The sequence below is a fragment of the Aeribacillus sp. FSL K6-8394 genome (assembly GCF_038008865.1).
GTDB lineage: Bacteria > Bacillota > Bacilli > Bacillales > Aeribacillaceae > Aeribacillus > Aeribacillus composti.
Window position 1 is genome coordinate 443,270 of sequence record NZ_JBBPAA010000002.1, and the last position, 26,933, is coordinate 470,202.

General features: G+C 33.9%; 15 protein-coding genes. 12 read left to right on the forward strand and 3 right to left on the reverse strand.

Annotated features, from left to right (window positions below):
- Positions 1 to 31 precede the first annotated feature (31 nt).
- Positions 32 to 562: a competence protein ComK gene (locus NSR00_RS14675; RefSeq protein WP_094245073.1), complete on the forward strand. Its 531-nt coding sequence runs from the start codon at positions 32 to 34 to the stop codon at positions 560 to 562.
- A 94-nt stretch (positions 563 to 656) separates the two neighbouring features.
- On the opposite strand, the gene tagU is transcribed toward NSR00_RS14675, so the two are convergent.
- A complete protein-coding gene (gene tagU / locus NSR00_RS14680; RefSeq protein WP_340789571.1) occupies positions 657 to 1,607 on the reverse strand; it encodes a polyisoprenyl-teichoic acid--peptidoglycan teichoic acid transferase TagU in 951 nt (316 codons plus the stop codon).
- Positions 1,608 to 1,800: 193 nt separating this feature from the next.
- On the opposite strand from tagU, the gene NSR00_RS14685 reads away from it, so the two are divergent.
- The 4 genes from NSR00_RS14685 to NSR00_RS14700 all read left to right on the forward strand — a co-directional run bounded on the left by NSR00_RS14685 (position 1,801) and on the right by NSR00_RS14700 (position 8,895).
- Positions 1,801 to 2,595 (forward strand): SGNH/GDSL hydrolase family protein, encoded by a 795-nt coding sequence (locus NSR00_RS14685; RefSeq protein WP_340789573.1) that lies wholly within the window; start codon positions 1,801 to 1,803, stop codon positions 2,593 to 2,595.
- An 841-nt stretch (positions 2,596 to 3,436) separates the two neighbouring features.
- Positions 3,437 to 5,530 (forward strand): CgeB family protein, encoded by a 2,094-nt coding sequence (locus tag NSR00_RS14690; RefSeq protein WP_082830195.1) that lies wholly within the window; start codon positions 3,437 to 3,439, stop codon positions 5,528 to 5,530.
- Between the two features lie 245 nt (positions 5,531 to 5,775).
- Positions 5,776 to 7,902: a glycosyltransferase gene (locus NSR00_RS14695; RefSeq protein ID WP_063386317.1), complete on the forward strand. Its 2,127-nt coding sequence runs from the start codon at positions 5,776 to 5,778 to the stop codon at positions 7,900 to 7,902.
- 75 nt (positions 7,903 to 7,977) lie between these two features.
- Complete coding sequence (locus NSR00_RS14700) at positions 7,978 to 8,895, forward strand: NAD-dependent epimerase/dehydratase family protein (protein WP_063386316.1); 918 nt, start codon at positions 7,978 to 7,980, stop codon at positions 8,893 to 8,895.
- A 92-nt stretch (positions 8,896 to 8,987) separates the two neighbouring features.
- Here the strand turns inward: NSR00_RS14700 and NSR00_RS14705 are convergent, their stop codons facing one another.
- Positions 8,988 to 10,157 (reverse strand): ISL3 family transposase, encoded by a 1,170-nt coding sequence (locus tag NSR00_RS14705; RefSeq protein ID WP_021292746.1) that lies wholly within the window; start codon positions 10,155 to 10,157, stop codon positions 8,988 to 8,990.
- Between the two features lie 141 nt (positions 10,158 to 10,298).
- Between NSR00_RS14705 and NSR00_RS14710 the strand changes: the two genes are divergently transcribed.
- Both NSR00_RS14710 and NSR00_RS14715 read left to right on the forward strand, forming a co-directional pair.
- Positions 10,299 to 14,492: an alginate lyase family protein gene (locus tag NSR00_RS14710; RefSeq protein WP_340789577.1), complete on the forward strand. Its 4,194-nt coding sequence runs from the start codon at positions 10,299 to 10,301 to the stop codon at positions 14,490 to 14,492.
- Positions 14,493 to 15,049: 557 nt separating this feature from the next.
- Positions 15,050 to 18,253, forward strand: coding sequence for a glucosaminidase domain-containing protein (locus tag NSR00_RS14715; protein WP_340789579.1), 3,204 nt, complete (start codon positions 15,050 to 15,052; stop codon positions 18,251 to 18,253).
- 226 nt (positions 18,254 to 18,479) lie between these two features.
- Here the strand turns inward: NSR00_RS14715 and NSR00_RS14720 are convergent, their stop codons facing one another.
- Positions 18,480 to 19,595: an IS4 family transposase gene (locus NSR00_RS14720; protein ID WP_340786703.1), complete on the reverse strand. Its 1,116-nt coding sequence runs from the start codon at positions 19,593 to 19,595 to the stop codon at positions 18,480 to 18,482.
- 310 nt (positions 19,596 to 19,905) lie between these two features.
- Here NSR00_RS14720 and NSR00_RS14725 point away from each other — a divergent pair, with 310 nt between their 5' ends.
- The 5 genes from NSR00_RS14725 (at position 19,906) to NSR00_RS14745 (ending at position 26,837) form a co-directional block, all read left to right on the forward strand.
- Positions 19,906 to 20,691, forward strand: a complete 786-nt coding sequence (locus NSR00_RS14725; protein ID WP_340789580.1) for an ABC transporter permease — start codon at positions 19,906 to 19,908, stop codon at positions 20,689 to 20,691.
- 1 nt (position 20,692) lies between these two features.
- On the forward strand, positions 20,693 to 21,427 hold the full coding sequence (locus NSR00_RS14730) for an ABC transporter ATP-binding protein (protein WP_063386314.1): 735 nt from the start codon (positions 20,693 to 20,695) through the stop codon (positions 21,425 to 21,427).
- Entirely contained in the window at positions 21,424 to 22,653 is a 1,230-nt protein-coding gene (locus NSR00_RS14735) for a glycosyltransferase (RefSeq protein ID WP_340789582.1), read from the forward strand. The genes NSR00_RS14730 and NSR00_RS14735 overlap by 4 nt, the downstream gene beginning before the upstream one ends.
- A 71-nt stretch (positions 22,654 to 22,724) precedes the next feature.
- Positions 22,725 to 23,981, forward strand: coding sequence for a nucleotide sugar dehydrogenase (locus tag NSR00_RS14740; protein WP_340789583.1), 1,257 nt, complete (start codon positions 22,725 to 22,727; stop codon positions 23,979 to 23,981).
- Positions 23,982 to 24,077: 96 nt separating this feature from the next.
- Positions 24,078 to 26,837 (forward strand): glycosyltransferase family 4 protein, encoded by a 2,760-nt coding sequence (locus NSR00_RS14745; RefSeq protein WP_340789584.1) that lies wholly within the window; start codon positions 24,078 to 24,080, stop codon positions 26,835 to 26,837.
- Positions 26,838 to 26,933: the final 96 nt, after the last annotated feature.

Sequence of the window (26,933 nt, forward strand, 5' to 3'; positions counted from 1 at the left end):
TGTCAAATATTGAAGAAAAAGGGGTGAAAGAGTGGAGCAGGTCAAAAATTATATTGTAACTTGTGACACGTTAGCATTGCTTCCTTTTTTTAATACGTATGGGGAATGTTGGACAATTGTTATTGAAAAGTATGAAAAGTATCTTGTGAAAAAGAAGCCGAAGGATCTTTTGGCGGAGAGCTGCAACTATTATGGTGTGTCTCTTAACGGTATCATTGAGGCAGCTAAGAAAATCCTGCCGCGCCAGCGCATGCTTCCTGTATGCATTCCTGTCCTCGATCTTTGTTTTTTCCCTACTAAATCAATGGAGCATTTAGACTGCCAATGGATTGCGCATTCGGCTATTCGACATGTCGTTTCAAAAGGAAAGCATTCAACAATCGTTTTAATCAATCATGAGAAAGTAGTAGTGGAGAAGCATATGAGTATCATTTACAACAAAATGAAAAGTGCGTCTCATATCAATGATACATATAAGAGAAGGATCAATGAGGGGAAGGAATACCATTCCTTTATTTTATATGAGAAGCCATCTTGTTATGATTGTAAACGAAAATCATAATGCTGCTGAATGATTCTCGGCTTGGGGGATTTTTATTATAAGTGCGGCAGTTCTTATAAAAATGCGATCGAATGGTGAACTGCCGCACTATTTCTTACTTTTCAGCGGTTTCTTTATTTAATCCCAAATGTTTTTTCAGCTCGTTGGAAAGGGAAAGACGTTCATCTTCAGGCACAATATAGTAGTAAATGCCGTTAATTTTTTTTCCGCTCCCTTTTATTTGATGCTGAATGACATTTTTTCGGGCATCTTTGTAATTTTCTTGAATCGCCCACATTTCATCAAATGTAAGATTTGTTTTTACATTGTTTTCAATGACTTTAAACATTTCTCCAAATTTTGTAATGGATGTAATGCTTGCTCCTTTTTCAATAACCGCCTCAATAATTTGCCGCTGTCTTTCCTGACGGCCGAAATCGCCCCTTGGATCATCATATCGCATTCTTGAATACGCAAGAGCTTTTTTGCCATCCAAGTGAATGGTTCCTTTTTCAAAATGGTAGCCCTCGTAAGTGAAATCTAAATCATTTTCAACCGTCACACCGCCGACTGCATCGACAATATCGCGAAAGCTTTCCATATTCACTTTGACAAAATAATCAACCGGCACATCTAAGAAATTTTCAACCGTTTTAATAGCCATTTCTGTTCCGCCGAAAGCGTAGGCGTGGTTAATTTTGTCTTGAATGCCTTTTCCGACAATTTCTGTTCTTGTATCGCGGGGAATGCTGACCATTTCCATTGACTGTTCTTTTGGATTGACTGTCATCAAAATGAGCGAATCAGACCGTCCTCGGTCTCCTTTTCTTTCATCAACACCCATCAGCAATATGGAAATAGGATCGCGATTTTTAAAGTTGACTTGCTGATCGCGTTTGTCTGATTTATCCCGCCCGATGTTTTCTTGAATGTTGGCAATGGTCGATTGTGCTTTGTTCCAAATGTAAAAGGCATAGGATCCCGTGGCAATAATGAAAACTCCAATGACTGATAACAAAATCCAGAGCCATTTCTTTCTCTTTTTTCTCTGTCTATCTGATCTCATAATTCCATCCCTCATTACTAAATTTATCTAATCTGATTATAAGTTTCCAATTCTATTAAGACAATATATTTGTGAGGAAAATATTTTCGTATATACTTGTCAGCACCGCTTGAAAAAATGAATGGACAGCATGGAACGGCAGGGCATTTTCCGCTATAATAAAGTGAGAAATTTGTCGTTTGGAGGATTATCTGTGAAAAAAAGGATTATTGTTAGTAATGTTGTCGTTTTATGTATAGCATCAATTATTGTCGGCCATTTTTACTGGAAACAAAAAATTTCAAAACCGACAGCTGCTTCTGTGGAATCGTCTGCAGAAAATATAAAGGAAGACAATAGTAAACAAAATGATACGCGAGAGGACTACGCCAAAAATTTACCGGAGGATGTTCAGAAAAAAATCCAAACAGCATTAAAAGAAGAGAAACAATTGAACTTTGTAATTTGGGGATCTGAATCAGTTCCTTCCGATCAAAATGGGTGGCCGGAAAAACTGAAAAAGGAGCTTCTTTCTGCATATGGAGATGAGCTCTTTAACATCTCGATTGTTTCCGATGCTGAGGAGACAACGCATAGTGTATTGAATAAAAAATTATATAAAAAAATTGCAGACAAAAAGCCTGACATCCTCCTTTTCGAGCCGTTTATTTTGAATGATAACGGCGTTGTCGGCATTGACAATACTCTAAGCAACATTACGGACATCTTGCGGAAAATTCAAGAAGCAAATCCTGACGTATCGATTATGCTGCAGCCTGCGCACCCGCTCTTTGGTGCAAAATTTTATCCTAAGGAAGTAGATGCGCTCAAACAATATGCCGAAGAAAACCATTTTACATATTTAAACCATTGGGAAAATTGGCCGGATAAGGAAGACGAACAATTGAAGCAATACGTTACAGAAGACCGATCCAAACCGAGCGAAAAAGGAAATCAGGTATGGGGAGAGTATTTAATTAAAAATTTTGTCGCAAAGGACGGACAATGATCGTCCATTCTCCTTTTCCCATGTAGAAAATTTGCTGTTTGCCGTCAAAACACGCGGAAAAACGAAAATTTTCTGGGAAATAATTATTGGGTGTTTATTTTATTATATTGATATTATTTAGAATAGGGATAAAATCAAAAAATTAATTAAAAAAGCTTTATAATGGGAATTGCAGAAATATATTCAAAAAGTATAATTGGGGTGTCGAAAAAGTAAAGTATTTAGAAGACAATCTGTCAGTAAAATAGAGTTAGAGATTTTTAATAACAATTTTTTTTATTAACCAGACAGTGTATCGATTTTTATACTTTCGATCAAAATTCAGGTGAAATAAGAAAATACTTTGTTGATTCTTTATAAGAAATATATTTTTTTAAATGAAAAAACTTTGAATTTAATAATGTGTATTATTCAACAACAAGAAAAATTCAAAAATGTTTTTTTGAAAATTTTTTTTGCAGTGAAAATTCATTTGAATATATAAGAGGTGAAGCTATAGGGGTTGTATTTCTAAAAGGTTCTAGGAAATCAACATTATCAAATTATTTGCATAAGTAAAATAATAAAAGGAGAAATTAAATTTTATGTGCATTCTCCCTTAATATATCAATATTAGCTGGATTAAATAATAATTTTAATAGGAATAGAAAATTTTTATCTTAAATGTATGATATATGGTATATTGGAACAGTGATGTTAGTGAAGATAAAGAAACTTTATATAGGGAACTTTAGTTAACGTTTTGTGCTATTGTTTTGAAATTAGTAGGATATTTTTACTAATTAATATCATATACAGGCTTTAATGCTATAAAATTTACAGGATCAAAGGGTGGATTAATTTGATAGCTAAAGCAAGAAATCTTTTTGTAAGGAAAATACTTAATAACTATAGAAAAAATTTAACAGACATTATGCCAAATTTTAAAACAGAATTCTTTAAAATCGAAAATTGGAATTATAAAAAAAATGGAGCTCAAATATATCTTAAAGAAAATGAATTGGTGATAAATAAAACAGGAAACGGATTGTCCTATTTTAGTTTTTTGGAAAAAAATAAAAACTACAATTTTATTCCGTCAAATAGTAAAAGAATTATGTTAAAAAACAACTTTCTTGTAAAAATTTCAGGCAGAACAACTTCTAGTGTGAAAGCACTCATCTACCTAATTGAATATGATAATTTTACTAGAATAAATACTCATAAAATTCCACTAAATAAAGAGGTTGAAGTAGTTATTAACCCAAAATCAAAATACTTAAGAGTTGCTATTCGCCTTTTTGGAAAAGGAACAGTAAAAATAACGAATGTTGAAATAGTAGAGGATTATATTTTTAAAAATTTCTCCAAGAAAATGAAATCGAAAGCAAGAAAGATAAATGAAATAAAAGTTGCTTGTATATTAGATGAATTTAGTATGTCTTGTTTTTCTGATATAATTTCTCTTATTCCGTTTTCACCTGATAATTGGAGAGAAGTTTTAACGGAAAATAAACCTGATTTTTTATTAGTGGAGTCAGCATGGCGAGGAAACTTTGGTTCTTGGGAGTATCAAGTCGGTAAATACAATAATAATCAAAATAATTTAAAATTAAAAAGGTTAATAAAATTTTGTAAAAATTGTGGCATTCCAACAGTATTTTGGAATAAAGAAGACCCTATTCATTTCGAAAAATTTATAGAAACTGCAAAACTGTTTGATTATGTGCTTACCACTGATGCAAATATGATTCCAAAATATAGAAATTATGTTGGGCATAGTAGAGTTTATGCAATGCAATTTGCGGCAAATCCTGCCCATCATAATCCAACCTCTGCAAATAAACAAAAAAGAAATAATATTTCATTTGCTGGCTCATATTATGCCAATCGTCATGAAGACAGAAGACGTGATATGGATATGATGCTTTCCGTGACTAAAAAATTTGGATTAGATATTTACGATCGAAACTATGAAAGAAATAAAAATGGAAACTCTCATTTCCAATTTCCTGAACAGTTTCAAGACAATATTGTTGGGACTTTGAAGTATAAAGATATTGATATAGCCTATAAAGAATATAAATTAATTTTAAATGTAAATAGTGTAAAATATTCTCCAACTATGTTTTCTCGAAGAGTGTTTGAAGGTTTGGCGTGTGGAACACCTATAATAAGTAGTTATTCGATAGGTATAAAAAAGACATTCAAGAATGTTGTATTGATGTCTGAAGATAAAGAGGAATTAATTAAAAATATAGAAGAAATATTAAATAATGAAAAAAAATATCGTGAGTTGTCCATGGAGGGAATTCGTTCAGTTTACCGGAAACATACTTATTTTCATAGAATAAAATTTATTTTGGATCTTTTAAACATAGAATATGATGACAATAATCAAAGTATTACTTTAGTAATTCCTGTAAGTTCCTTGTCGGAATTTAATGAAGCTCTTGCAGTGTTTGAAGAACAAAGTTACGAAAATAAAAAACTATTAATATTTATTCAAAAATTTGAAGGATATGAACAGTTATTAAATAAATATAACAATTCAGTTATCACAACTATGATTCATGACTATGTTTTTAACTATGAATCAATAAGTGATATTATTTCAACCGACTATTTTACAATAATGGATACAAATAATAGTTATGGAAAATATTATATAGAAGATCTTATGTATGCAAGTATTTATTCAGGAGCAGATATAATAGGTAAAAGAGTTTTATTTAAAGATAGTTATGAAGTTGAAAATTACGAATACCAATATGTTGATTATGTAATACCGGATACCGCCTTGTTTAAAACAGATATAGCTAAATTTTACAACATAAAAGATATATTATATAACAGGGAGTATGTAATTTCTGAGTTATTTAAAAAATATGGTGCAAAAATTTACAGTTCTGATAAATTTAATTTTAAGATAGGAGAAAAAAACAGTTCTATCTAATCTCAAAATAGCTATAACTTTAAATATTAACCCAAAAATAGTATTTATTTAAAGATAGGCATGCTTATCTATGACAAACCAATTTTTAGGTGATTGTCATATAAAGCATGCCTTACCAAATATTCGAATAATAATAGGGATTAATTTATAATTAAGTATTTTTTTGTGAACCCAAGTATTAAAAATGTTCTAGTTTAATAAAAGCATACAAAGCATTATAAATGTGAACTCAAGGAGGAGCAAAAGTGAAACGGCTGAAAATTTTACTATACGGAGATCAAAATTTAAATATAGTAGATGGATCAGCAATTTGGTTAACATCTTTGGCCAATTTACTTACTATCGATGACAGAGTAGATTTAACAATTTTGTTGAAAACTCCTGTAAAGCGTAAAGAGGTCATTTCCAATATTAAAAAGAAAAATAATATCGTATTTATAAATCCATATAATAGGTTTTCAAACTGGAATTTCAATGATAAACATAAAATGAATGTAGGGGATGCTACTAATATTATAGAATTACTAGATAATATTGAAAACTATGATTTAATCATAACAAGAGGAAAAGATTTAACAGCTGAATCATTAAAAAAATCTTTTGTAAAAAAACAAATCCCATATATAACAGATTTTACACATGATGAAACAAAGATAGCAGAAGAAGAAATTAATTTTTTTAGAGAGGTTTATACCACATTTCCAAATATATTTGTTCAGACAAAGGAAATGGGAAATTACTTAAAAAAATTGCTTAATGTAAGTGGGGAAAAATTTATTGAATTACCACCAACTGTGGAGGATTCTCTTAACCCACCAAAATTCGAATTAAATAACTATTCTATTGTTTATGCAGGGAAATTTGCAAAGGAATGGATGATAGAGGAGTTAATTAATGTTTATAAACAAGTAAAAAAATATGATCCTGCCATTACTTTAAATATAGCAGGGGATAAATTTCAAGGTGAGCTTATTGATAAAAAAGATGAAATAAAGCAAATTTTTAATGATACTGAAGGAATTCAATGGTTTGGAGCTCTTAGTAGAAGAGATTCATTAAATCTGATAAAAGATTCAGACATTGGATATGCATATAGATCTGAAGAAATAGATAATGATAATAGTCTAGAGTTATCTACAAAAGTCTTAGAATATGGGATAAATGGGAAGCCAGTTTTACTTAGAAGAACGAAACAATATGAAAAATTGCTGGGATCAGATTATCCATTATTTGCAAATAACGAAGAAGAATTAAAAAACAAAATTGTATTGTGTTTCAATGATGAAAGAATTTATCAAGAAGCTGCAAGAAAATGTTATGAAGCAAGCAAAGCTTATCAGATCAGTTTAGTTAGTAAAAAAATTTTAAGTGAATTGTGGAAATACAATAATGATAAATTGACGATTTTATTTGCTGGTCATGATTTTAAGTTTTTGAATTGGTACATTGACTGGTGTAAGGAAAACAAGAATATAAATGTACTTATTGATAAGTGGGAAGGTCATAATACTCACAACATAGAGCAAAGTGAAAAATATTTAAGAGAAGCTGATATAATTTTTTGTGAGTGGGGTTTAGGGAATTCTGTGTTTTATTCTCAAAATAAACTAAGAGGACAAAAACTCTTTATTAGGCTACACAGACAAGAACTCGATACAAATTATCTTGAAGAAGTCAATTTTTGTAATGTAGATAAAGTTATCGTGATAACACCATATTTATTTGAAGAATTTAATAAGAAAAAGAGAGTTCCAAGAGAAAAAATGATAATTATCGAAAATATGATTGATTATAAAAGATTTGATAAGCCTAAATTAGATAAAATTGATAAAAACTTGGGGATTATTGGCATTTTACCTAAACTTAAAAGATTGGACAGAGCCCTAGATATTTTTGAAAAGTTATGGATTAAAGATAATGAATATAAATTATTTATTAAAAGCAAATTGCCTAATGAACTTCCTTGGTTAATGGCTAGAGAACAAGAGAGAAGATACTATGAAGAAGTTTTTAATAGGATCGAAAATTCAAATTGGAAAGAAAATGTTATTTTTGATCCTCATGGTAATGACGTTGATGAATGGTTACAAAAAATAAAATTTATACTATCGACAAGTGATATAGAAGGTTCTCACGTTTCACCAATGGAAGGTATGGCTAGTGGTGCAATTCCGATTGTTTTCAATTGGCCAGGAGCCGACACAGTATATCCTGAACAGTTTATTGTTAAAAGCGTTGATGAAGCAGTAGATTTAATAGAAAATTATGAGGAAAAGGTAAAAAATTTTGATATCAAAAATTTTCCAAGGAAATATTCAAGGGAATCGAGAATTAATGCCTTTAATGATTTATTATTTGGTGATTTGAATTAATTAAATTAAAAAAATGTATGAAATTGATAAATTTTATTTTAAATATCTTTCGCTATTACTGGAGGAGAAATTGGTATGAAAAAACAGAAAGTATTAGTTACTGGAGGGTGTGGATTCATTGGATCTAGAATTGTGAAAAAGCTCCTAGAAAAGGATTTTGAAGTTCATGTTATAGATGATTTAAGTACTGGAAATATTTCTAATATTCCCTTAGATCAAGTTGAATTTTTTCATATTGACATATTGCATAATGATTTAGAGGATCTATTTTCTAAATTTCAATACGATTATGTTATACATCAAGCTGCACAGACAAGCGTTGCCTTTTCTGTTGAAAATATTAAAACAGATGCAAAAATAAATATTTTAGGTTCGATTAATTTAATTGATTTAGCTATAAAATATAAAGTCAAGAAATTTATTTTTGCTTCTTCAGCTGCAGTTTATGGACATCCAAATGAACTGCCTATAACTGAATCTCATAATACTGTTCCTTCTTCCCCGTACGGACTTTCTAAATTAACAATAGAGAAATATTTGGATCTTGCTCATGATTTATACGGTTTAAGTTATATTATTCTTAGATATTCGAATGTTTTCGGACCAAAACAAACAGCTAAGGGCGAAGGAGGAGTTGTTTCGATATTTAATGAATGCTTAAAAAATAATGAAAGACCTATTATTTATGGGGATGGGAATCAAACAAGAGATTTTATTTTTGTTGATGATGTAGCAGAAGCAAATATTGCAGCTATATATTCAAATGTTAGTGGAATCTATAACATCTCTTCAAATGAGCAAATTTCTATTAATAAATTATTATCAATAATGAATGATATTTCTGGAAAAAATTTAAAACCAATTTTTGATTCACCACGGGTCGGTGATATTAGAGATAGTTTATTATCTAATGACAAGGCCAATCAGTATCTAATGTGGAAGCCGAAAATTTCATTATATGATGGATTAAAGATGACATTGACGATATATTAAAAACTATTTTATATTGTATATTTTCAATTTCATATTTTTGGAATAAAATAAAAAATATGGTTCATCACCAAAAGATGTACTTGATTTTTACGTTAAAATGTGATAGAGGTCTCTAGACGGACACGCAAAGTAAAACGCTGGATATTTCGATACCCATATCCTCGCCTTTTGATCAATTTTATTTTGTTGTTGATTCCTTCCATTGGACCATTTGAGTAAGAAAAAACGATGCAAGAAAGCACTGCGTCTCTTCGGGTGATGAGTGCCTTGGCAATACTGCGTACGGCGGCACAGTCGCTAAAAAGGTACCGGTCAAACCATTGGGTCAAACGAGTTTCGGCTTGCTTTCTTGTTTGGCTTTTGGATACGTAACGGAAATGTTGAAGTGCTTGATAGACATCACGTAAATAAGCACTTTCTTGGCACCATTGTCGAACTTCCTGTCTCTCTTCTTCTGTTAATTTTTCTGGACGTTGGCTTAACAATCGGCACACGCGGCGAACGCTTCCATGTTTGGTTCCGCCTTTGGCAAGGTATTTGCGACAACGTTCCAGTGCATCGGTGAATAACTGAATCACATGGAAGTGGTCAAGAACATGGATGGCTTTTGGACATACCTTTTCAATGGCTTTTCTCATGGCAGGAGCCAAGTCGCTGACAACATACTTCACTTTGGAGGCGACGGGTTGAAGCGCCTCCACAATGGCTTCTTCATTTTTTCCAGAAGCAATGGAAAGGACATTCCGAGTCTGTGTGTCCATCACCGCTACTCCGTAATCATGTCCCTTTCGGAAAGCGAATTCATCCACACATACTACTGTAGGATTCGATGTTGGTAAAAGAGCCGGGGCATATTGATAAAACCAGCGTTCTACTGTCGTATAGGCGAGTTGTAACAAGCGAGCGACTTCTTGAATCGTTTTTCCGATGCATAACTGGGCGACCCAATGTTGAAACGATTCCGTCGCGATACTGTGAGACGGAAGTCCCGGATAAGAAACGGTGAACGTCAGAAAACAGGCTTGGCAACGCCGTCTTTCTATGGGAAGTTCAATCCAAAATAAACCGACCGTATTGGTATAGCCATGAATCCATTGTTTTCGTTTCGATGATATTTTGGTTGTCCGTCCGAAGCAAGTCGGGCAGATCGGACAATGAGGAGGGAGGGAAAGTTCAAAAATCCATCGTTCTCCCTCTTTTCGTTCTCCATGAATAAGAAAGCCTGGTAAAGTGATCAAATCTTTGATAAACTGAGATTGCATGCGAAATTTCCTCCATGGTTGATGGTTTGGTCACCTTTACCATACAGGAAATTTCGCATTTTTTGTACCCTTGATCAGAAAACAACCTGATTGTCAAGTACATTTTGTGGTGAAGAGCCAAAAATATGGGGGGGTGATATTATGCAGAGATTGATTTTTAGACGTGTGTTTTCAGTTTTGATCGTTCTGGTACTATTGATCTCATTCTTTTTACCTGTAAGGGCATTAGCGGAGAGTAATGGAATTCAAACGGATGAAGTAGAAACATTTTATTTGCGAGTAGTTGAACAAACCGATGTTTACGAGATGGAGGGCTATGTGATCGGGAAATTGTTAGAAGGCGCTGTTTTGCAGGTTGAAAAAGTGGAGAACAACCGCGTTTATTTTCAATGGAATGACGACTTGGCCTATGTAAATTTACAGGATGTTGAGATTTTAACGGAAGTAGACAATGTTTCATGGGTTGATCCAAAAGATTTTAAAATTTCAAATGTAATAGAGTTTCCCAAAGAAATAGAAGTGCTGGATGGTCAAGATCGTTTGAAAAACAGTCCGATTGCAATGATCGCTGCAGGTGTGTCATACTCCGTCATAGGAGAAGATGAACAAAACTACTATATTATTATTGGACATCGTCAAGGAACAGTAGTAAAAGATCAACTATCCGAAACAGTGGAACAACCTCAGTCTACAGAACAAACGAATGATCCAGAAAAGGGAACAAATCAAGAAGCAGTTACAGATGAAATAAATGAGGAATCTACAACAAAAGAACAAAGCAATGAAAATCAAGAATTAACCAGCGATCAAAAAACGAATCCTGATCTCAAACAGGAAAATGAAGAAACAACAAAAGGTCAAGCACGTCTTTTCACTATTCAAAATCAAGCCGATTCTAAAACATCAGATGCTGCCCAACAATCAGTCAAGTTCGAAAAAATTGACAAATATTTTGAAGTTCTAGAAGACAATTTACCTGTTTATGACAACCGTACCGGTAAACTTGTGAAAATTGGAGAACTCAAAAAAGGCCAAGTATATCCAAGAGTAAGCGATTATGGGAACTGGCATCGGATTCAGTTTAGTGATTACTATGGTTACGTAAAAAAATCCGAGACAAAGCCCGCAAATGGTACTTCCATCAAAAATGAAAATAAAAGTTATAAAAATAGCAGCAAAAGTTTTAAAGCGATAGAAAATGTGACGGTCTATGACAATACGTCAGGAAAGCTTGTTCCGTTTGGAACGATTGAAAAAGGAAAAGAGTATAAAATTGCGTCTGATTACGGGAACTGGTGGCGAATTATATTCAGCGGCCGGATTGGGTATGTACAAAAATCTGCTGTTCAGCTTCCGTTCAGTCAGCAGGATAAGTATTTTGAAGTTCTAGAAGACAATCTACCAGTTTATGACAACCGTACCGGTAAGCTTGTGAAAATTGGAGAACTCAAAAAAGGCCAAGTATATCCAAGAGTAAGCGATTATGGGAACTGGCATCGGATTCAGTTTAGTGATTACTATGGTTACGTAAAAAAATCCGAGACAAAGCCCGCAAATGGTACTTCCATCAAAAATGAAAATAAAAGCTATAAAAATAGCAGTAATAGTTTTAAAGCGATAGAAAATGTGACGGTCTATGACAATACGTCAGGAAAGCTTGTTCCGTTTGGAACGATTGAAAAAGGAAAAGAGTATAAAATTGCGTCTGATTACGGGAACTGGTGGCGAATTATATTCAGCGGCCGGATTGGGTATGTACAAAAATCTGCTGTTCAGCTTCCGTTCAGTCAGCAAGATAAATATTTTGAGGTTCTAGAGGACAATCTACCAGTTTATGATAATCGTACTGGTAAGCTTGTGAAAATTGGGGAACTCAAAAAAGGCCAAGTGTACCCAACTGTAAGCGACTATGGGAACTGGCACAGAATCCAATTCAGCGACTATTACGGATATGTGAGAAAGGATTCGACACGGCCAGCCAACGGTTCATCAATAAAAAATAAAAATTCTTCTTATAAAAGTAATGGCAGAAAAATAACACCAATTCAAAAGATAACTGTTTATGATAATAGCTCTGGAAAACTTGTACCATTTGGAGCGATCGAAAAAAGAAAAGTATATAAAGTAACATCTGACTATGGTAATTGGTGGCAGATTGTTTATAGTGGAAGAATTGGATATGTAAATAAATCAGATGCCATCGCAGAGTTTTTTAGCAGTGATAAGTATTTTGAAGTTATAAAAGACAATGTGGCTGTTTACGATAACCGTACCGGAAAACTAGTAAAAGTCGGAGAATTAAAGAAAGGCCAAATCTATCCAAGAGTGAGCGACTATGGGAACTGGCACAGAATCCAATTTAGTGATTATTACGGTTACGTGCAAAAAAGTTCGACCAATTATCCAACTAAAAAAGTCGTACTGCCAAGTGAAAATACACAATATACACATTCGAAAAGCCAGTTTGCAACGATAAGAAAAGTAACAATTTATGATAATAAAGAAAAGGTAAATGGTAAAAATGTACCTTTTGGTACAATTGATGCGGGGATTACATACCCTATAGCATTTGAGTACGGAGATTGGTGGGGAATCATTTATTCGGGAAGAATAGGATATGTGAAGAAAACTGAAACTTCTACAGTAAGTGAAATAAATGAAGTAAAAACGCTAAATCATTATTATATGAAAAATGATAATATTGAAGCTTATAAAAATATTAATCAATTATTTATTTCACCTTCATCAAATTATTTGGAATCAGCTAACAACATACTAATCAATAAATATAAAATTGGGGACTACGGCACATTTTCATTTCCTGATGGCATTGTTTGGGATAAACCGATAGTGAATGAAAATGAGAGATCCTATCTCCGTGAATTAAACGGACACTTTTTTCTTTCTGATTTGATCAAAAGTTATGAAGTAACTAAAAAAGAAACTTATATAAAAAAAGGCTATGAAATAATAAAAGATTGGATTGACAACAATTCATATGCTACAACATCTAATTCAATGGCATGGCATGATGAAACAACTGCTCGCAGACTTGTGCAGTGGATTCATTTTTACCACCATGCAAAAAATGTTTTATCTAAAAAAGATTTAGAAATTTTATTAGCAAATATTACTTTCCATGCAGAGTTATTATCAAAGGATTCCTTTTATGCCCATAATACGAATCATGGAATGTTTCAAGATGAAGCTTTGCTTGCTTTTAGTGAATATTATAAAGCACATAAAAAATCCGATTATTTTAAAAATCTTGCTAAACAAAGATTAAAAGATTATTTTAACTTTATAATTTCGGAAGAAGGGGTACATTTAGAGCATTCTCCTCAATATCACCAAATAATTGCAAGTTCATTATTAAGTTATTATAATCTTTTTGACAAAATAAATGATACTTCAATGAAAGAATATCTTTTCAAAAAATACGAAAAGATGTCAGACTTCGCTACATTTATAACAAAACCAGACGGAGTTTTTCCAGCAATTGGAGATACTGAGTATAATTTTAAACCATCAAGTACTTTGTGGAGTAATGATTACTATAAATTTGCTGTAAGCAAGGGTGCGTCGGGAAAGCCTCATCCGAAAACAGACATGGTGTTTAAAAATTCAGGATATGCAATCTTCAGAGACACTTGGAATAAAGGCCCTGATTCAACATATGTTCTTTTTACTGCTGCTTATCATACTGGATATCATAAACATTCAGATGATTTAAATATGTGGATTTATTCTAAAGGAACGGACATAATCGTTGAAGCAGGCCCACATGGATATGACTATCACAATGCTTTTACAGAATACGGATATTCATCTTTTGCTCATAACACATTAATTGTAAATGATAAAGGTCTTCCGAGACATGATTCTCAGTATAAAAAAGTTTATATTGAAAGTTATCAACTTGATAAAAATAAAGCTAAGGTCAGAGGAGTTAATGAAAGATACAAAAATGTAAAACATATTCGTGATATTCAGTATGATAAATTGAACCAAATGATTGAAGTAAATGATACGATTCAATCAAGTGTCAGAAATAATTACAAATTACTTTGGCATATGGCAGAAGGCATTGAAGTTGAACTGGAAAAAATACACAATAATGCTTATAAGGTTTATCTTTTTAAAAATGAAAATAAAATAGCGACTATTGAGGTCACTAGTGAATCAAAAATTGAATTAAATATAGTGAAAGGACAGAAAAATCCCCCTCTAGGTTGGAAATTATTAATTAAAGGGGAAAATGTACCAATTAATACTCTAATCATTTCTACAAATGATGATACTGCCAAAATAAAAACAAACTTCATATTACATTGATTTATAGTCGACAAAAATTATGGGCACCTTGAAAAAGGTGTCTTTTTTTGAATAAGCATAAAACGGTGTGTATAGTGATTTTTTACAAAATTACAAGAAATATGTCGAAAAACCTTATTTTAATTCTAGCATTTTGATATAATGTATCCTGTGTAATTTTTTAATAATAAAAAGGAGTGGTGCGTTCGAAAAATTGTTTATATTTTTAGAAAAAAGTGTAAAATTGTTTAATTTGGTAGAATATTTTTTTTAAAGAGTGCCACTAGGTTAAACAATAATTAGGAGTGAGAAAATTAATGCAGAGATTGGTTTTTAGGCGCATTTTTTCCGTTTTGACAATTCTAGTACTATTGATCTCACTCTTTTTGCCTGCAGGGGCAATAGCGGAGAGTAATGAAATCCAAACGAATGAAGCTGAAGCATCTTATTTGCGAGTAGTTGAACAAACCGATGTTTACGGGCTAAAGGAAAATGTGGTCGGGAAATTGTTAGAAGGCACTGTTTTGCAAGTTGATAAAGTGGAGAACGACCGCGTTTATTTTCAATGGAATAACGACTTGGCCTATGTAAATTTACAGGATGTTGAGATTTTAACAGAAGTAGACAATGTTTCTTGGGTTGATCTGCAAGACTTTAAAATTTTAAATGTAATAGAGTTTCCAAAAGAAATAGAAGTGCTGGATGGACAAGAAAACAGTCCGATTGCAATGATCGCTGCAGGTGAGGCATACTCCATCATAGAAGAAGATGAACAAAACTACTATATCATTATTGGTCAACGTCAAGGAGCAGTAGCAAAAGATCAACTATCCGAAACAGTGGAACAACCTCAGTCTACAGAACAAACGAATGATCCAGAAACGGGAACAAATCAAGAAGCAGTTGAAGATGAAATAAATGAGGAATCTACAACAAAAGAACAAAGCAATGAAAATCAAGAATTAACCAGCGATCAAAAAACGAATCCTGATCTCAAACAGGAAAATGAAGAAACAACAAAAGGTCAAGCACGTCTTTTCACTATTCAAAATCAAGCCGATTCTAAAACATCAGATGCTGCCCAACAATCAGTCAAGTTCGAAAAAATTGACAAATATTTTGAAGTTCTAGAAGACAATTTACCTGTTTATGACAACCGTACCGGTAAACTTGTGAAAATTGGAGAACTCAAAAAAGGACAAGTATATCCAAGAGTAAGCGATTATGGGAACTGGCATCGGATTCAGTTTAGTGATTACTATGGTTACGTAAAAAAATCCGAGACAAAGCCCGCAAATGGTACTTCCATCAAAAATGAAAATAAAAGCTATAAAAATAGCAGCAAAAGTTTTAAAGCGATAGAAAATGTGACGGTCTATGACAATACGTCAGGAAAGCTTGTTCCGTTTGGAACGATTGAAAAAGGAAAAGAGTATAAAATTGCGTCTGATTACGGGAACTGGTGGCGAATTATATTCAGCGGCCGGATTGGGTATGTACAAAAATCTGCTGTTCAGCTTCCGTTCAGTCAGCAAGATAAGTATTTTGAAGTTCTAGAGGACAATCTACCAGTTTATGACAACCGTACCGGTAAACTTGTGAAAATTGGGGAACTCAAAAAAGGCCAAGTATATCCAAGAGTAAGCGATTATGGGAACTGGCATCGGATTCAGTTTAGTGATTACTATGGTTACGTAAAAAAATCCGAGACAAAGCCCGCAAATGGTACTTCCATCAAAAATGAAAATAAAAGCTATAAAAATAGCAGTAAAAGTTTTAAAGCGATAGAAAATGTGACGGTCTATGACAATACGTCAGGAAAGCTTGTTCCGTTTGGAACGATTGAAAAAGGAAAAGAGTATAAAATTGCATCTGATTATGGAAACTGGTGGAGGATTATATTCAGTGACCGTGTTGGCTACGTGCGAAAATCTGAAGTCCAACTTTTGTTTAGTCAGCAAGATAAATATTTTGAAGTTCTAGAGGACAATCTACCAGTTTATGACAACCGTACCGGTAAACTTGTGAAAATTGGAGAACTCAAAAAAGGCCAAGTATATCCAAGAGTAAGCGATTATGGGAACTGGCATAGAATCCAATTCAGCGACTATTACGGATATGTGAGAAAGGATTCGACACGGCCAGCCAATGGTTCATTAATTAAAAATAAGAATTCTTCTTATAAAAGTAATGGCAGAAAAATAACACCAATTCAAAAGATAACTGTTTATGATAACTCTTCTGGAAAGCTTGTTCCATTTGGTGTAATTGAAAAAGGTAAAGAATATAAAATAGCTTCAGATTATGGAAATTGGTGGCTGATTGTATACAGTGATCGTATAGGGTATGTGAAAAAATCAGAAGCTATAGCAGAATTTTACAAAAATGATCGATATTTTGAAGTTATTAAAGACAATGTGGCTGTTTACGATAACCGTACCGGAAAACTAGTAAAAGTCGGAGAATTAAAGAAAGGCCAGATCTATCCAAGAGTGAGCGACTATGGGAACTGGCACAGAATCCAATTTAGTGATTATTACGGTTATGTGCAAAAAAGCTCGACCAATTATCCAACCCAAAAAGTCGTACTGCCAAGTGAAAATACACAATATACAAATTCGAAAAGCGGTTTTAAAGCAACGAAAACAATTACCGTTTATGACAATAAACAAATTCAGGGGAAATTAGTACCTTTTGGTGAAATTACTGAAGGCGCTCATTATCAAATTGCTTTTGATTACGGTAATTGGTGGGGCATTATATATGCTGGCCGAGTAGGATATGTAAGAAAAGCAGATGCAAATATAAAGTATACAAAATATAATAGAAGTTTTAATGAGTTATTAAATATGCAGATGAAAGCAGCTCCACAAACGGATTTGTATCGAAATTTACCTGCCTATGTTTCAGCATATTATATTAAAGATAATAAAGTAACAGCGAGCACATTAAATGTAAGAGAAAAACCGAATAATACATCATTCATTTATGGAACTCTGAAAAAAGGGAGCACAGTCACAATTAAAGGAACGGTAACAGGTACTGCAGTCAATGACAACACAAAATGGTACAATATTGTCATGACTTGGCGCAATGCAAAACAAGCTGATCTATCTTATTATTTAAATCCAGATAATTTCAAATCAAAAGAAGAAATGTATCAGTTTTTAGTATTGTCCAAGTATACAGGAATAAAGGGAGAAGCTTTAAATAAACTTTTGGTTGGTAAAGGGGTATTACAAGGTAAAGGTAATGCATTTGCGACTGGGGCTAGCAACCATAAAATAAATGAAGTTTATTTAATTGCACATGCCTTACTTGAAACTGGAAATGGAACTTCAACTCTTGCAAAAGGTGTGCCAGTTAAAGTCAAAAGAGATAAAAACGGAAACCCAATTAAAGATCAAAATGGATTAATTGAGGTAGAAATTGTTGAAAAAGGAGAAGATAAAATCGTTTATAATATGTTTGGAATAAATGCAACCGATAGCTGTCCGGTATTGTGCGGTGCTAAAAAAGCTTATAATGAAGGATGGACAACGGTCGATAAAGCCATAATAGGTGGCGCAAAATTTGTTGGTCAATCTTATATTCACCATCCAACATATAAGCAAGACACTTTATATAAAATGCGCTGGAATCCAGGAAACCCAAATAGTTATGCAACACATCAATATGCAACGGATATCGGTTGGGCGGTAAAACAAGCAAAAATAATCTCAAACCTTTATGATAAACTTGACGTAACATATCACACCTTTTATGATATTCCGGATTTTTGATTCTTAAAAATTGACAAAAGGTATTCGATGGCTTAGTCTATTGAATACCTTTTTTCTATATCAGATAATATATTAAAAATCATTAGCATTGCATAAATATAGTTAGAATTTTCTGTTAATTATTTTTTGTGAATTTGTGCCAAAAAGACAAAACCTAAAGAAAGGTGGCACTGCCCATTTGGTAAATATATACAGTTAAATCAGAGCGACAACGACAAAAGGGAGATTATGGACTGGCTCGCCCATCAAATTTTCGCAACCAAACATAAGCTGGTTTCCACAGAGCTCTCTTTAACCAACGAGTAATTCGAAGTAGGGATTTCTTACTTTTCATCTCCAATTGAATGAGAACATGTAAGCAATACGTGATAAGGGCTAAGAAAATTTGATTTTGAATAGCTGTTTCACTCATTCCATAAAAGTGCTTAATTTCTACGTGTTGCTTAAGCCATTTGAAAAAGAGTTCAATAGCCCAGCGAGATCGGTAAATATCACTTATCTCTTCTGCTTTTAAATCAAATCGGTTGGTAATTAAACGAAGTAAGTTCCCTTTTGTGTCCATAACTTCTAGTAGACGATAGACATTTTCAGTACGATTTTGTGTGGTACCAATGTAGACCATTTTATCGGATAGAACGTGACAATCATCAGGAAGTGAAAATGTATAGACTTCACGAATGACTGCGTTTTTCTTCAGTCTTGAAACGAAGAAATAGCCATCATCTGTCATCCGGTCAAAACGTTCATAGTCCACATAACCGCGGTCAAACACATACATGGCTTCTTTATCATCCACTAGGACTTCGAGTTGATTTCGGTCATGTTCTTTTGCTGTCGTAATCACTGCTTTTTCAGGATAGACGGTGTCTTTATCCATGAAAACGAGCCGTAAGTGTAGCTTTACACCAGCTTTTGTTTTACGGAATTTTGCCCATTTATAATTGGTCAAATTCAACGGGAGTGTACTCGAATCAATGATTTTCAGTGGCATATTCTTTCCGTTTTTATAATGGTACCGTTGAATTTTCCAAACAAGATCCAAGAACAAATTTGCAAGAATTAGTGGGTTGATCTGATTGTTTTTTCGGGATAGCTGAGAGGCACTTATCGATTCAAATCCGAGTGCTTTTTGAAGATCTTCGTCTACAAGTGCATCACTCATTTCCTCTAAGCTCTTAAATTCGAGCAGTTGGGCTACCAATAAAAGTTTAATATAGGCTTCTGTTGTCAGCTTTTTTGTGTAATAGTCCTGTTTCAATTCTTTGACTTGTTCGCTAAGTTTTTGAATATTTATGGGTGAAACCCATTTACCAAATGATGAAATTAGTGTATTCTTGTCCATAACAGTTATCCTTTACGATTGGATTTGGACAGGAACCACCTGTACTTCCATTGTAAAGGATTTTTTTGTTTCGAAATCAATAAAAAATTGAACATTCTTAGTATTTTGAATCATCAGATTTAATTACTGCAATGCTAGTGATTAAAAATTATCCAAAAAATGTTTACTTTTTTTTCTAATGGAAATAGATGTTTGAAGTTGTTATAAAATTGTTATGGAAAAGCAATGTAAGATGTTGAAAAATATGATAAAATAATGTTTGTTTTTTGGATTACATGTGTAGAATACTCTAGAAATAGGAGATATTTGCATGACAGTATTTGCGAAGTTCATTCGTTCTATTAAAGAACATAAAGATTTGATTCGTTATTTGACTTTTTTTGATTTAAAATCGAATGTGGCAAGAACCTATATGGGATTTTTGTGGTGGATTATCGATCCAATTCTCTATATGATGATTTATTATTTGCTTGTTGTCGTTATTTTAGGGCGGGGAGGTCCGCATTATCTAGTGATTTTATTTACCGGGTTAATTCCGCTTAAATTCACAACCGCCTGCTTAGTTGATTCCACGTCATCGATTGTCGGGAAAGCTAGCATAATCAAGCAAATATATGTGCCGAAAATTGTTTTTATTCTAGTTCGCCTATGTGTAAATAGTATAAAATTTTTGTTAAGCAGCATTGTGTTAATGTTGTTTTTGTTAGTTTACGGCATTGATTTTGAATGGACGTATCTTTTATATCCTTTAATCGCCGTTATTCATGCGATCATTTTATTGCCTTTAATGATTCTTTTCGCCCATGTAGGAGTTTATTTGCGGGATATCAAAAATTTAATGCAGTATATTGCAAGGGTACTTCTTTATGTATCGCCTGTATTATTTACAATTTCGGATGTTCCTAAACGACTGGCTGGTCTTTTTTATTTAAATCCATTTACAACTGTGATTGAATCTTACCGGAATATTTTGCTCCACCATTCTCAGCCATTATGGCTTTTATTAGGTGGCTTAATCGTAATAAGCTTCATTTTGTTATATTTTGCACTAAAGATTTTATTTAAGTATGAAAATGAGTATGCAAAGGTGATTTGATTTGAGTACATCGATTATTGAATTAAAAAATTTATGGGTTTCCTACCCGTTAGGAAAAAAAAGCAGAATTTCCGACTTGTTTAAAAAACGGAAAGAAAAAAAGGAATTTTGGGCTTTAAAAAACTTAAATTTTGATGTAAAAAAAGGAGAGGTATTAGGGGTTATCGGACGAAATGGGTCAGGGAAAAGCACTCTTCTAAAAATTTTGAGCGGCCTCATTCTCCCTGATAAAGGCGAATATATTGTTCGTGGAAAACGTCCTGTTTTATTGTCGCTCGGAGCAGGGTTTGACGGTGAATTATCAGGTATCGAAAATATTTATTTAAACAGTCTCCTTCTTGGCCATAAAAAAGAAGAAGTAGATGCCAAGCTAAATGATATTATTGAGTTCTCGGAACTAGGTGATTTTGTATATGAGCCTGTCAGAACATATTCGTCGGGTATGCGGTCAAGGCTGGCATTCTCCATTGCGATCTCGCTGGACCCGGACATTTTATTAATTGACGAAGTTCTCGGCGTTGGCGATCAAGCATTTAGAGAAAAAAGTGAAAAAGCCATCCTTGAAAAAATTAAACAAGACAAAACAGTGATTATTGTTACCCACTCGGCCAGTTTGGTCAATAAAATTTGCGACAGAGTTGTCTGGATTCACCTAGGGGAACAAAAAGCCGTCGGATTAACTGCTGAAGTTGTTCCAAAATACAATGCATTTATGAATGGAAGAGCGAAAAAATGAAGCGGATTGTGATGCTTCTTTACAAAGATATCCATTTTGATGCGAGAGTTCAACGGGAAGCCATCGGTCTGGCAGAACAAGGTGAAGAAGTTTTCATTCTTTGTTTGAAGGAATTTAACACAGAGCCCCCGTTTCTTCATAAAAACATTAAAATTGTAAGAATGAGCATATGTTCGAAAAAGTATAAACAGCAATTGCTCAATGAACCGAAAGAAAACAAAAAATTAAGTGTTAAGCACAAGGTGATAAGCCGCATCATTCGGAGTCCGGTCATTAAATTGATAAAAGATTTATATTCTTATCATGAATTTTACCTAAAATGCAGAAGCTGGTTGAAAGAACAGCAGCAACAATGGGATGTTATACATTGCCATGATTTGAATACATTAAAAACTGGAATAAAACTGGCAAAAGAATTTCAAGCGCACGTTGTCTATGATTCTCATGAACTGTTTAACGAAATGTCAGGCAGGAACAAGCTTGACCGTTGGTACGGTTATCGGCTTGAAAAAAAATTGCTGCGGGATGTAGATCAACTAATTGTTGTTAATCCGTATGTTGCCGAAGAATTTAAGAAACAATACGGTCAATTGCCGGAAGTAACGGTTATTCAAAACGTACCGATTTATAAGGAAGAAGATACGTGCGCTATAGAAGATGACTATTTTCGAAAAAAATACCGATTAAAAGAAAATGATTTCCTGCTAATTTTTCAAGGCGGCATTGATCCTCACAGAGGATTGGAAGAGATTTTAAAGGCAATGGAGCTGCTGCCTGAGCATTTTAAATTAGTGCTTGTTGGAAATGGCCGGATCAAGAGTGATCTAGAAAAGGCTGTTTTGGAAAACGGTTTGGCAAACAGGGTGTTTTTTCATGAACAAGTACCTGCTAGCGATATTTTATGTTATACAAAACAAGCTGATGCAGGACTTGTTATGTATAAAAACATAAGCCGAAACAATTATTTTTCTACACCTAACAAAATATTCGAATACTTGTTAGCCGGCATTCCTGCTATAGCTTCCGATCATCCTGGAAAAAGCTATATAGTCAAAAATGAACAAACAGGCATTTGTACGGAAGAAACTCCTGAACAAATTGCTAAAGCCGTGTTACAAATTTATGAAAACTACGATTTCTATAAAAACAACTGTTTACAAAAACGAGAAAAGTATTCATGGCAAAAGGAAAAAATGAAACTTGTCGAAATGTATCGAAGACTTTGAAAAATAGTTGTGTATTTTTATTTTTGGTATAATATAATGGTGTTTATTAGTGCAAAAGGAGTGTACATTTCATGAGATTGTGTGTAATGGGTCTAGGTTATATCGGTCTGCCAACTGCAGTAATGTTTGCAAAACATGGTGTGCAGGTGCACGGCGTTGATGTGAATGAAAAAGTTGTTAATATGTTGAATAATAAAGAACTTCATATTGAAGAACCCGGATTGCCTGAAATGCTTGCTGAAGTTATTGATGCTGGACAATTTACAGTCAGCACGAAACCGGAAAAAGCTGACGCATTCATAATCGCAGTTCCTACGCCGGTTAATCCGGACGGTTCTGCTAATGTTGATTATGTCCGCAGTGCAACCGAGATGATTCTTCCGTATATTGAAAAAGGGAATCTTGTCATTCTTGAATCTACTGTACCGCCAAAAACAGTTGAAAACGTGATGATTCCAATTTTAGAAAAATCAGGCTTGGTTATTGGAGAAGAATTATATATTTCACATTCACCTGAAAGAGTTCTTCCAGGGAGACTGTTTGAAGAGCTTGTATCAAATGATCGAATTGTCGGTGGTATTAATGAAAAATCAAGTGAATTAACCGTGCAATTGTATAAACGATTTGTTAAAGGTACTATCCATACGACAGATGCTACTACTGCGGAAATGGTTAAATTAATGGAAAATACTTATCGCGATATAAACATTGCCTTTGCTAATGAACTTGCTAGAATTGCTGAAAAATTGAATTTTGATGTATGGGAAGCAATTGAGCTTGCAAACTATCATCCGCGCGTAAACATTCATAAACCAGGACCTGGTGTTGGCGGACATTGTATTGCAGTTGATCCGTATTTCATTATTGATAAAGCACCTGAGCAGTCTAAGCTTATTACACTGGCACGCAGCATTAATTCCAATACACCAAAAACTGTCGTGAAAACCATTCAAAATATTGTAAAGGAAATCGAAGAGCCGAAGATTGCTGTATTAGGGTTGGCATTTAAAGGCAATATTGATGATATGCGGGAAAGTCCTTCTTTAGAGATCATTGAGGAACTGAAAAAAGCAGGATTCAAGCTCAGCATTCATGATCCGCACGTGAAAGCAGATGTAGAAGGAAAAGTGGATACGGTCGAGGAGGCGGCAAAAGATGCTGATTTATTGGTAATTTTAACAGATCATTCTGCTTATAAAGATTTGGATTTTGCGGCAATCAAGAAAGTGATGAAATCTCCGATTGTTTATGACACACGGAACCTGCTTGATCAAGAAAAAGTAGAACAAGCTGGGCTTCACTATTTAAAAATTGGTTCAAAACTTTAATGTATGAAGAGGCTGGCTCATGTCGGGGAGTTCAATCTTCCTGAAAAAATGTCTTTGAGCAGCCTCTTCTTCTATATGCTGGAGGTTATGAAACCAATGAAACAATGGATCTTAAAAATGGGCGTTTTCTTTTCTTTATTTATAAAATCTCAGCCAGTGCAAAATCGCCTTTTCCGCCTGTATTTAGAAAAAGGGGACTCTCTGCAAACGGCAATTGATTTGATTCCACTGGCAAAAAAATTTAATAAACAACTTATATACATGAACATGATTCAACGGACAAACCAATTGAAAGATACAGAAAAACGCTATATAAAAGCTCTTATTTGGGAATCTCTTTCCCTTTTTTCAAAAGCTTTAAAAGAAATTTTCCAGCTTTCAGATCAAAGTGAAGAAATAGTGAAATTAAAAGGGAAATTGCTCTATTTGGAAAGAAGGACTAAACCATTTCTGCTGCTTTTGGAAAATACAGAACACCGCCATTTTTTGCCGATTGAGATGCAATTATCGTTTATAAGATACGCATACAGCAAGGAAAAAATTGAAATAGCCAAACAGCTATGTGAACTGTTTTTACAATGGGGTCAGAATAAAAATGTAGAGGAAGTTTATCAGCACATTGTTGAAATTTATGATATAAGAAGGAAATGGGAAGACGAATTCCAACACGTCTCCTATGATATTCATACGGCCATTCAAACCATTGAAAACCTTCCCGAATTAGAACAAACACAGGCAGTCATCGCATTGCTTCAACAAAAAGACGGAGACGAGTATGAAACTGTATTGCGATGGTTATGGGAAAAAGGGGTATCAATCCCTTATTCAGAAGAAATTTTACTACCTCTAAAAGAAGCGATAAAAGCGAAGGATCAAAAAAAGTACCAAACAGTTTTTCATCAGTGCATGACAGCATACAACAGAGGTGAACGCTCCCAACTGTTAAGAAATATGCTCATCGAAAGTTTGCAAAATGCTGTCCTTTCAGAACAAGAGCTTTATTCATTAAGAAATGCGGTGGAATCAAAATATATCCATTTATTGAGCAGGGAGCTGTTAAACGCATTAAAAGAAAACAATCAGCTTATTTCTTTATATGAACAAATGATGACCGATTCTGTTACACTTGATGATTTTTCTGTTTTCATGAATTGGTGCAGGACTATAGATCACGATTTATCGATTAAAATGTTAAAGACTTTCGTCCGCAAGCTGTTTCATTCAAACAGAAAATTGCCAATTGCAAAAGAGCATTTAGAAACAATGAATCATTTTATTGCAGGCGATTTCGAATTTGAATGTGTGAAAAAAAGGTGGCTTCTTGAACATCGCCAACAAGAAGAACTGCTTAAAGAAATCGACGGCTATAGCAGCCATCATAAAACGAAGATGCTTTTTTATTTGGCGAAATATGCTTATGAACATGAGTATTATGCTGAAGCATCGCTTCTTCTAAATAAAGCGTATCAATTGCGGCCGAGAAGTCTGTTTGTATTAAGAACATTGATTGGGGTTCATCATCGATTGGGAAACATTTCTGAGCGTGTGAAATATTTTGAAGAGCTTCCTTTTTTCATTCGACGAATACTCAAGAACGATTATGAGATCGCAAAAGATGAAAAAGAACGGATGAAGGAAAAGTGGACGTGGAAAAAAGATTTGCCGCAGATCGCATTAGGCGACAAAATTGTCCACGTATTAAATAAATCTATGCCTGAGGTTAATGGATATACCATTCGAAGCAGAGAAATTGTCGTTCATCAAAAGAAGCTTGGGCTCAAACCGGTCGTCGTGACAAAACTCGGCTGGCCCCTAAATCGGAAGAAAACGAAAATAGAGAACATTGATGGAATTGAACATTATCGGCTGTACACGCAGCAAGATATTCGTTTAAACGTTGTTCCGCTGACAATGTATTTCGAACATTATGCTGAGCAGTTTGCAAATTTATTGATGGAAATAAAACCGAGAATTGTACATGCAGCGTCAAATTTTCAAAATGCTTTGCCGGCTATTCAAGCAGCTAAAAAGCTCGGCATTCCTACTGTTTATGAAGTAAGGGGCTTTTGGCACGATACGACAGCGAGCAAAGTAAAAGGATTTGAACATTCCGAACGTTACCGGATGCATGAAGAATATGAAATCTATTGCTGCCAATTAGCAGATAAAGTTGTAACAATAAGTGAAAGCTTAGCTCAACAATTGATCTCTTTAGGAGTTGAAAAAAATAAAATTTTCATCGTTCCAAATGGTGTTGACGCAGATGTTTTTACTCCTGAAGAACGAGATGAGGAGCTCATGAACTTGTATGATTTGCATGGTAAAATTGTTTACGGGTTCATCGGCTCTGTGACAAAATACGAAGGACTGGACTTTGCTTTAAAAGCTCTTAAACGATTGAAACAGGATGGTGAAGATTTTCATTTCCTTTTAGTAGGTGATGGACCTGCTGTCGCTGAATTGAAAGAACTTGCTCAACAACTCGATATAGCCGAACACGTTACGTTTGTGGGTAGAGTCCCGCACGATGAAGTAAAAAAATATTATTCTGTTATTGATGTGTTTCCGTTTCCGCGTATTAATGCGAAAGTATGCCGGCTTGTTACTCCTTTAAAACCTTACGAAGTAATGGCGATGGGGAAACTTGTGCTTGTCAGCGACATTCCAGCTTTGAAGGAAATGGTGATCGAAGGTGAGACCGGATTAATCTTTGAAGCGGAGAATGTTGAATCATTATACGAATGTATGAAAAAAGCTCAGGCAGATCTGCACATTGGCATAAAAAGCAGAAAATGGGTAGAGCGGGAGCGCCATTGGAAAGAGTTGAGCAAGCAGTATGTAAACATATATAGTTGAATGAATTGCCCAATTGTTTTGGGCATTATTTTTTTGAGTGATAAAAAATTTGTTATTTATACCGATACAACATAATGATATGATCTTTTAAGTGGC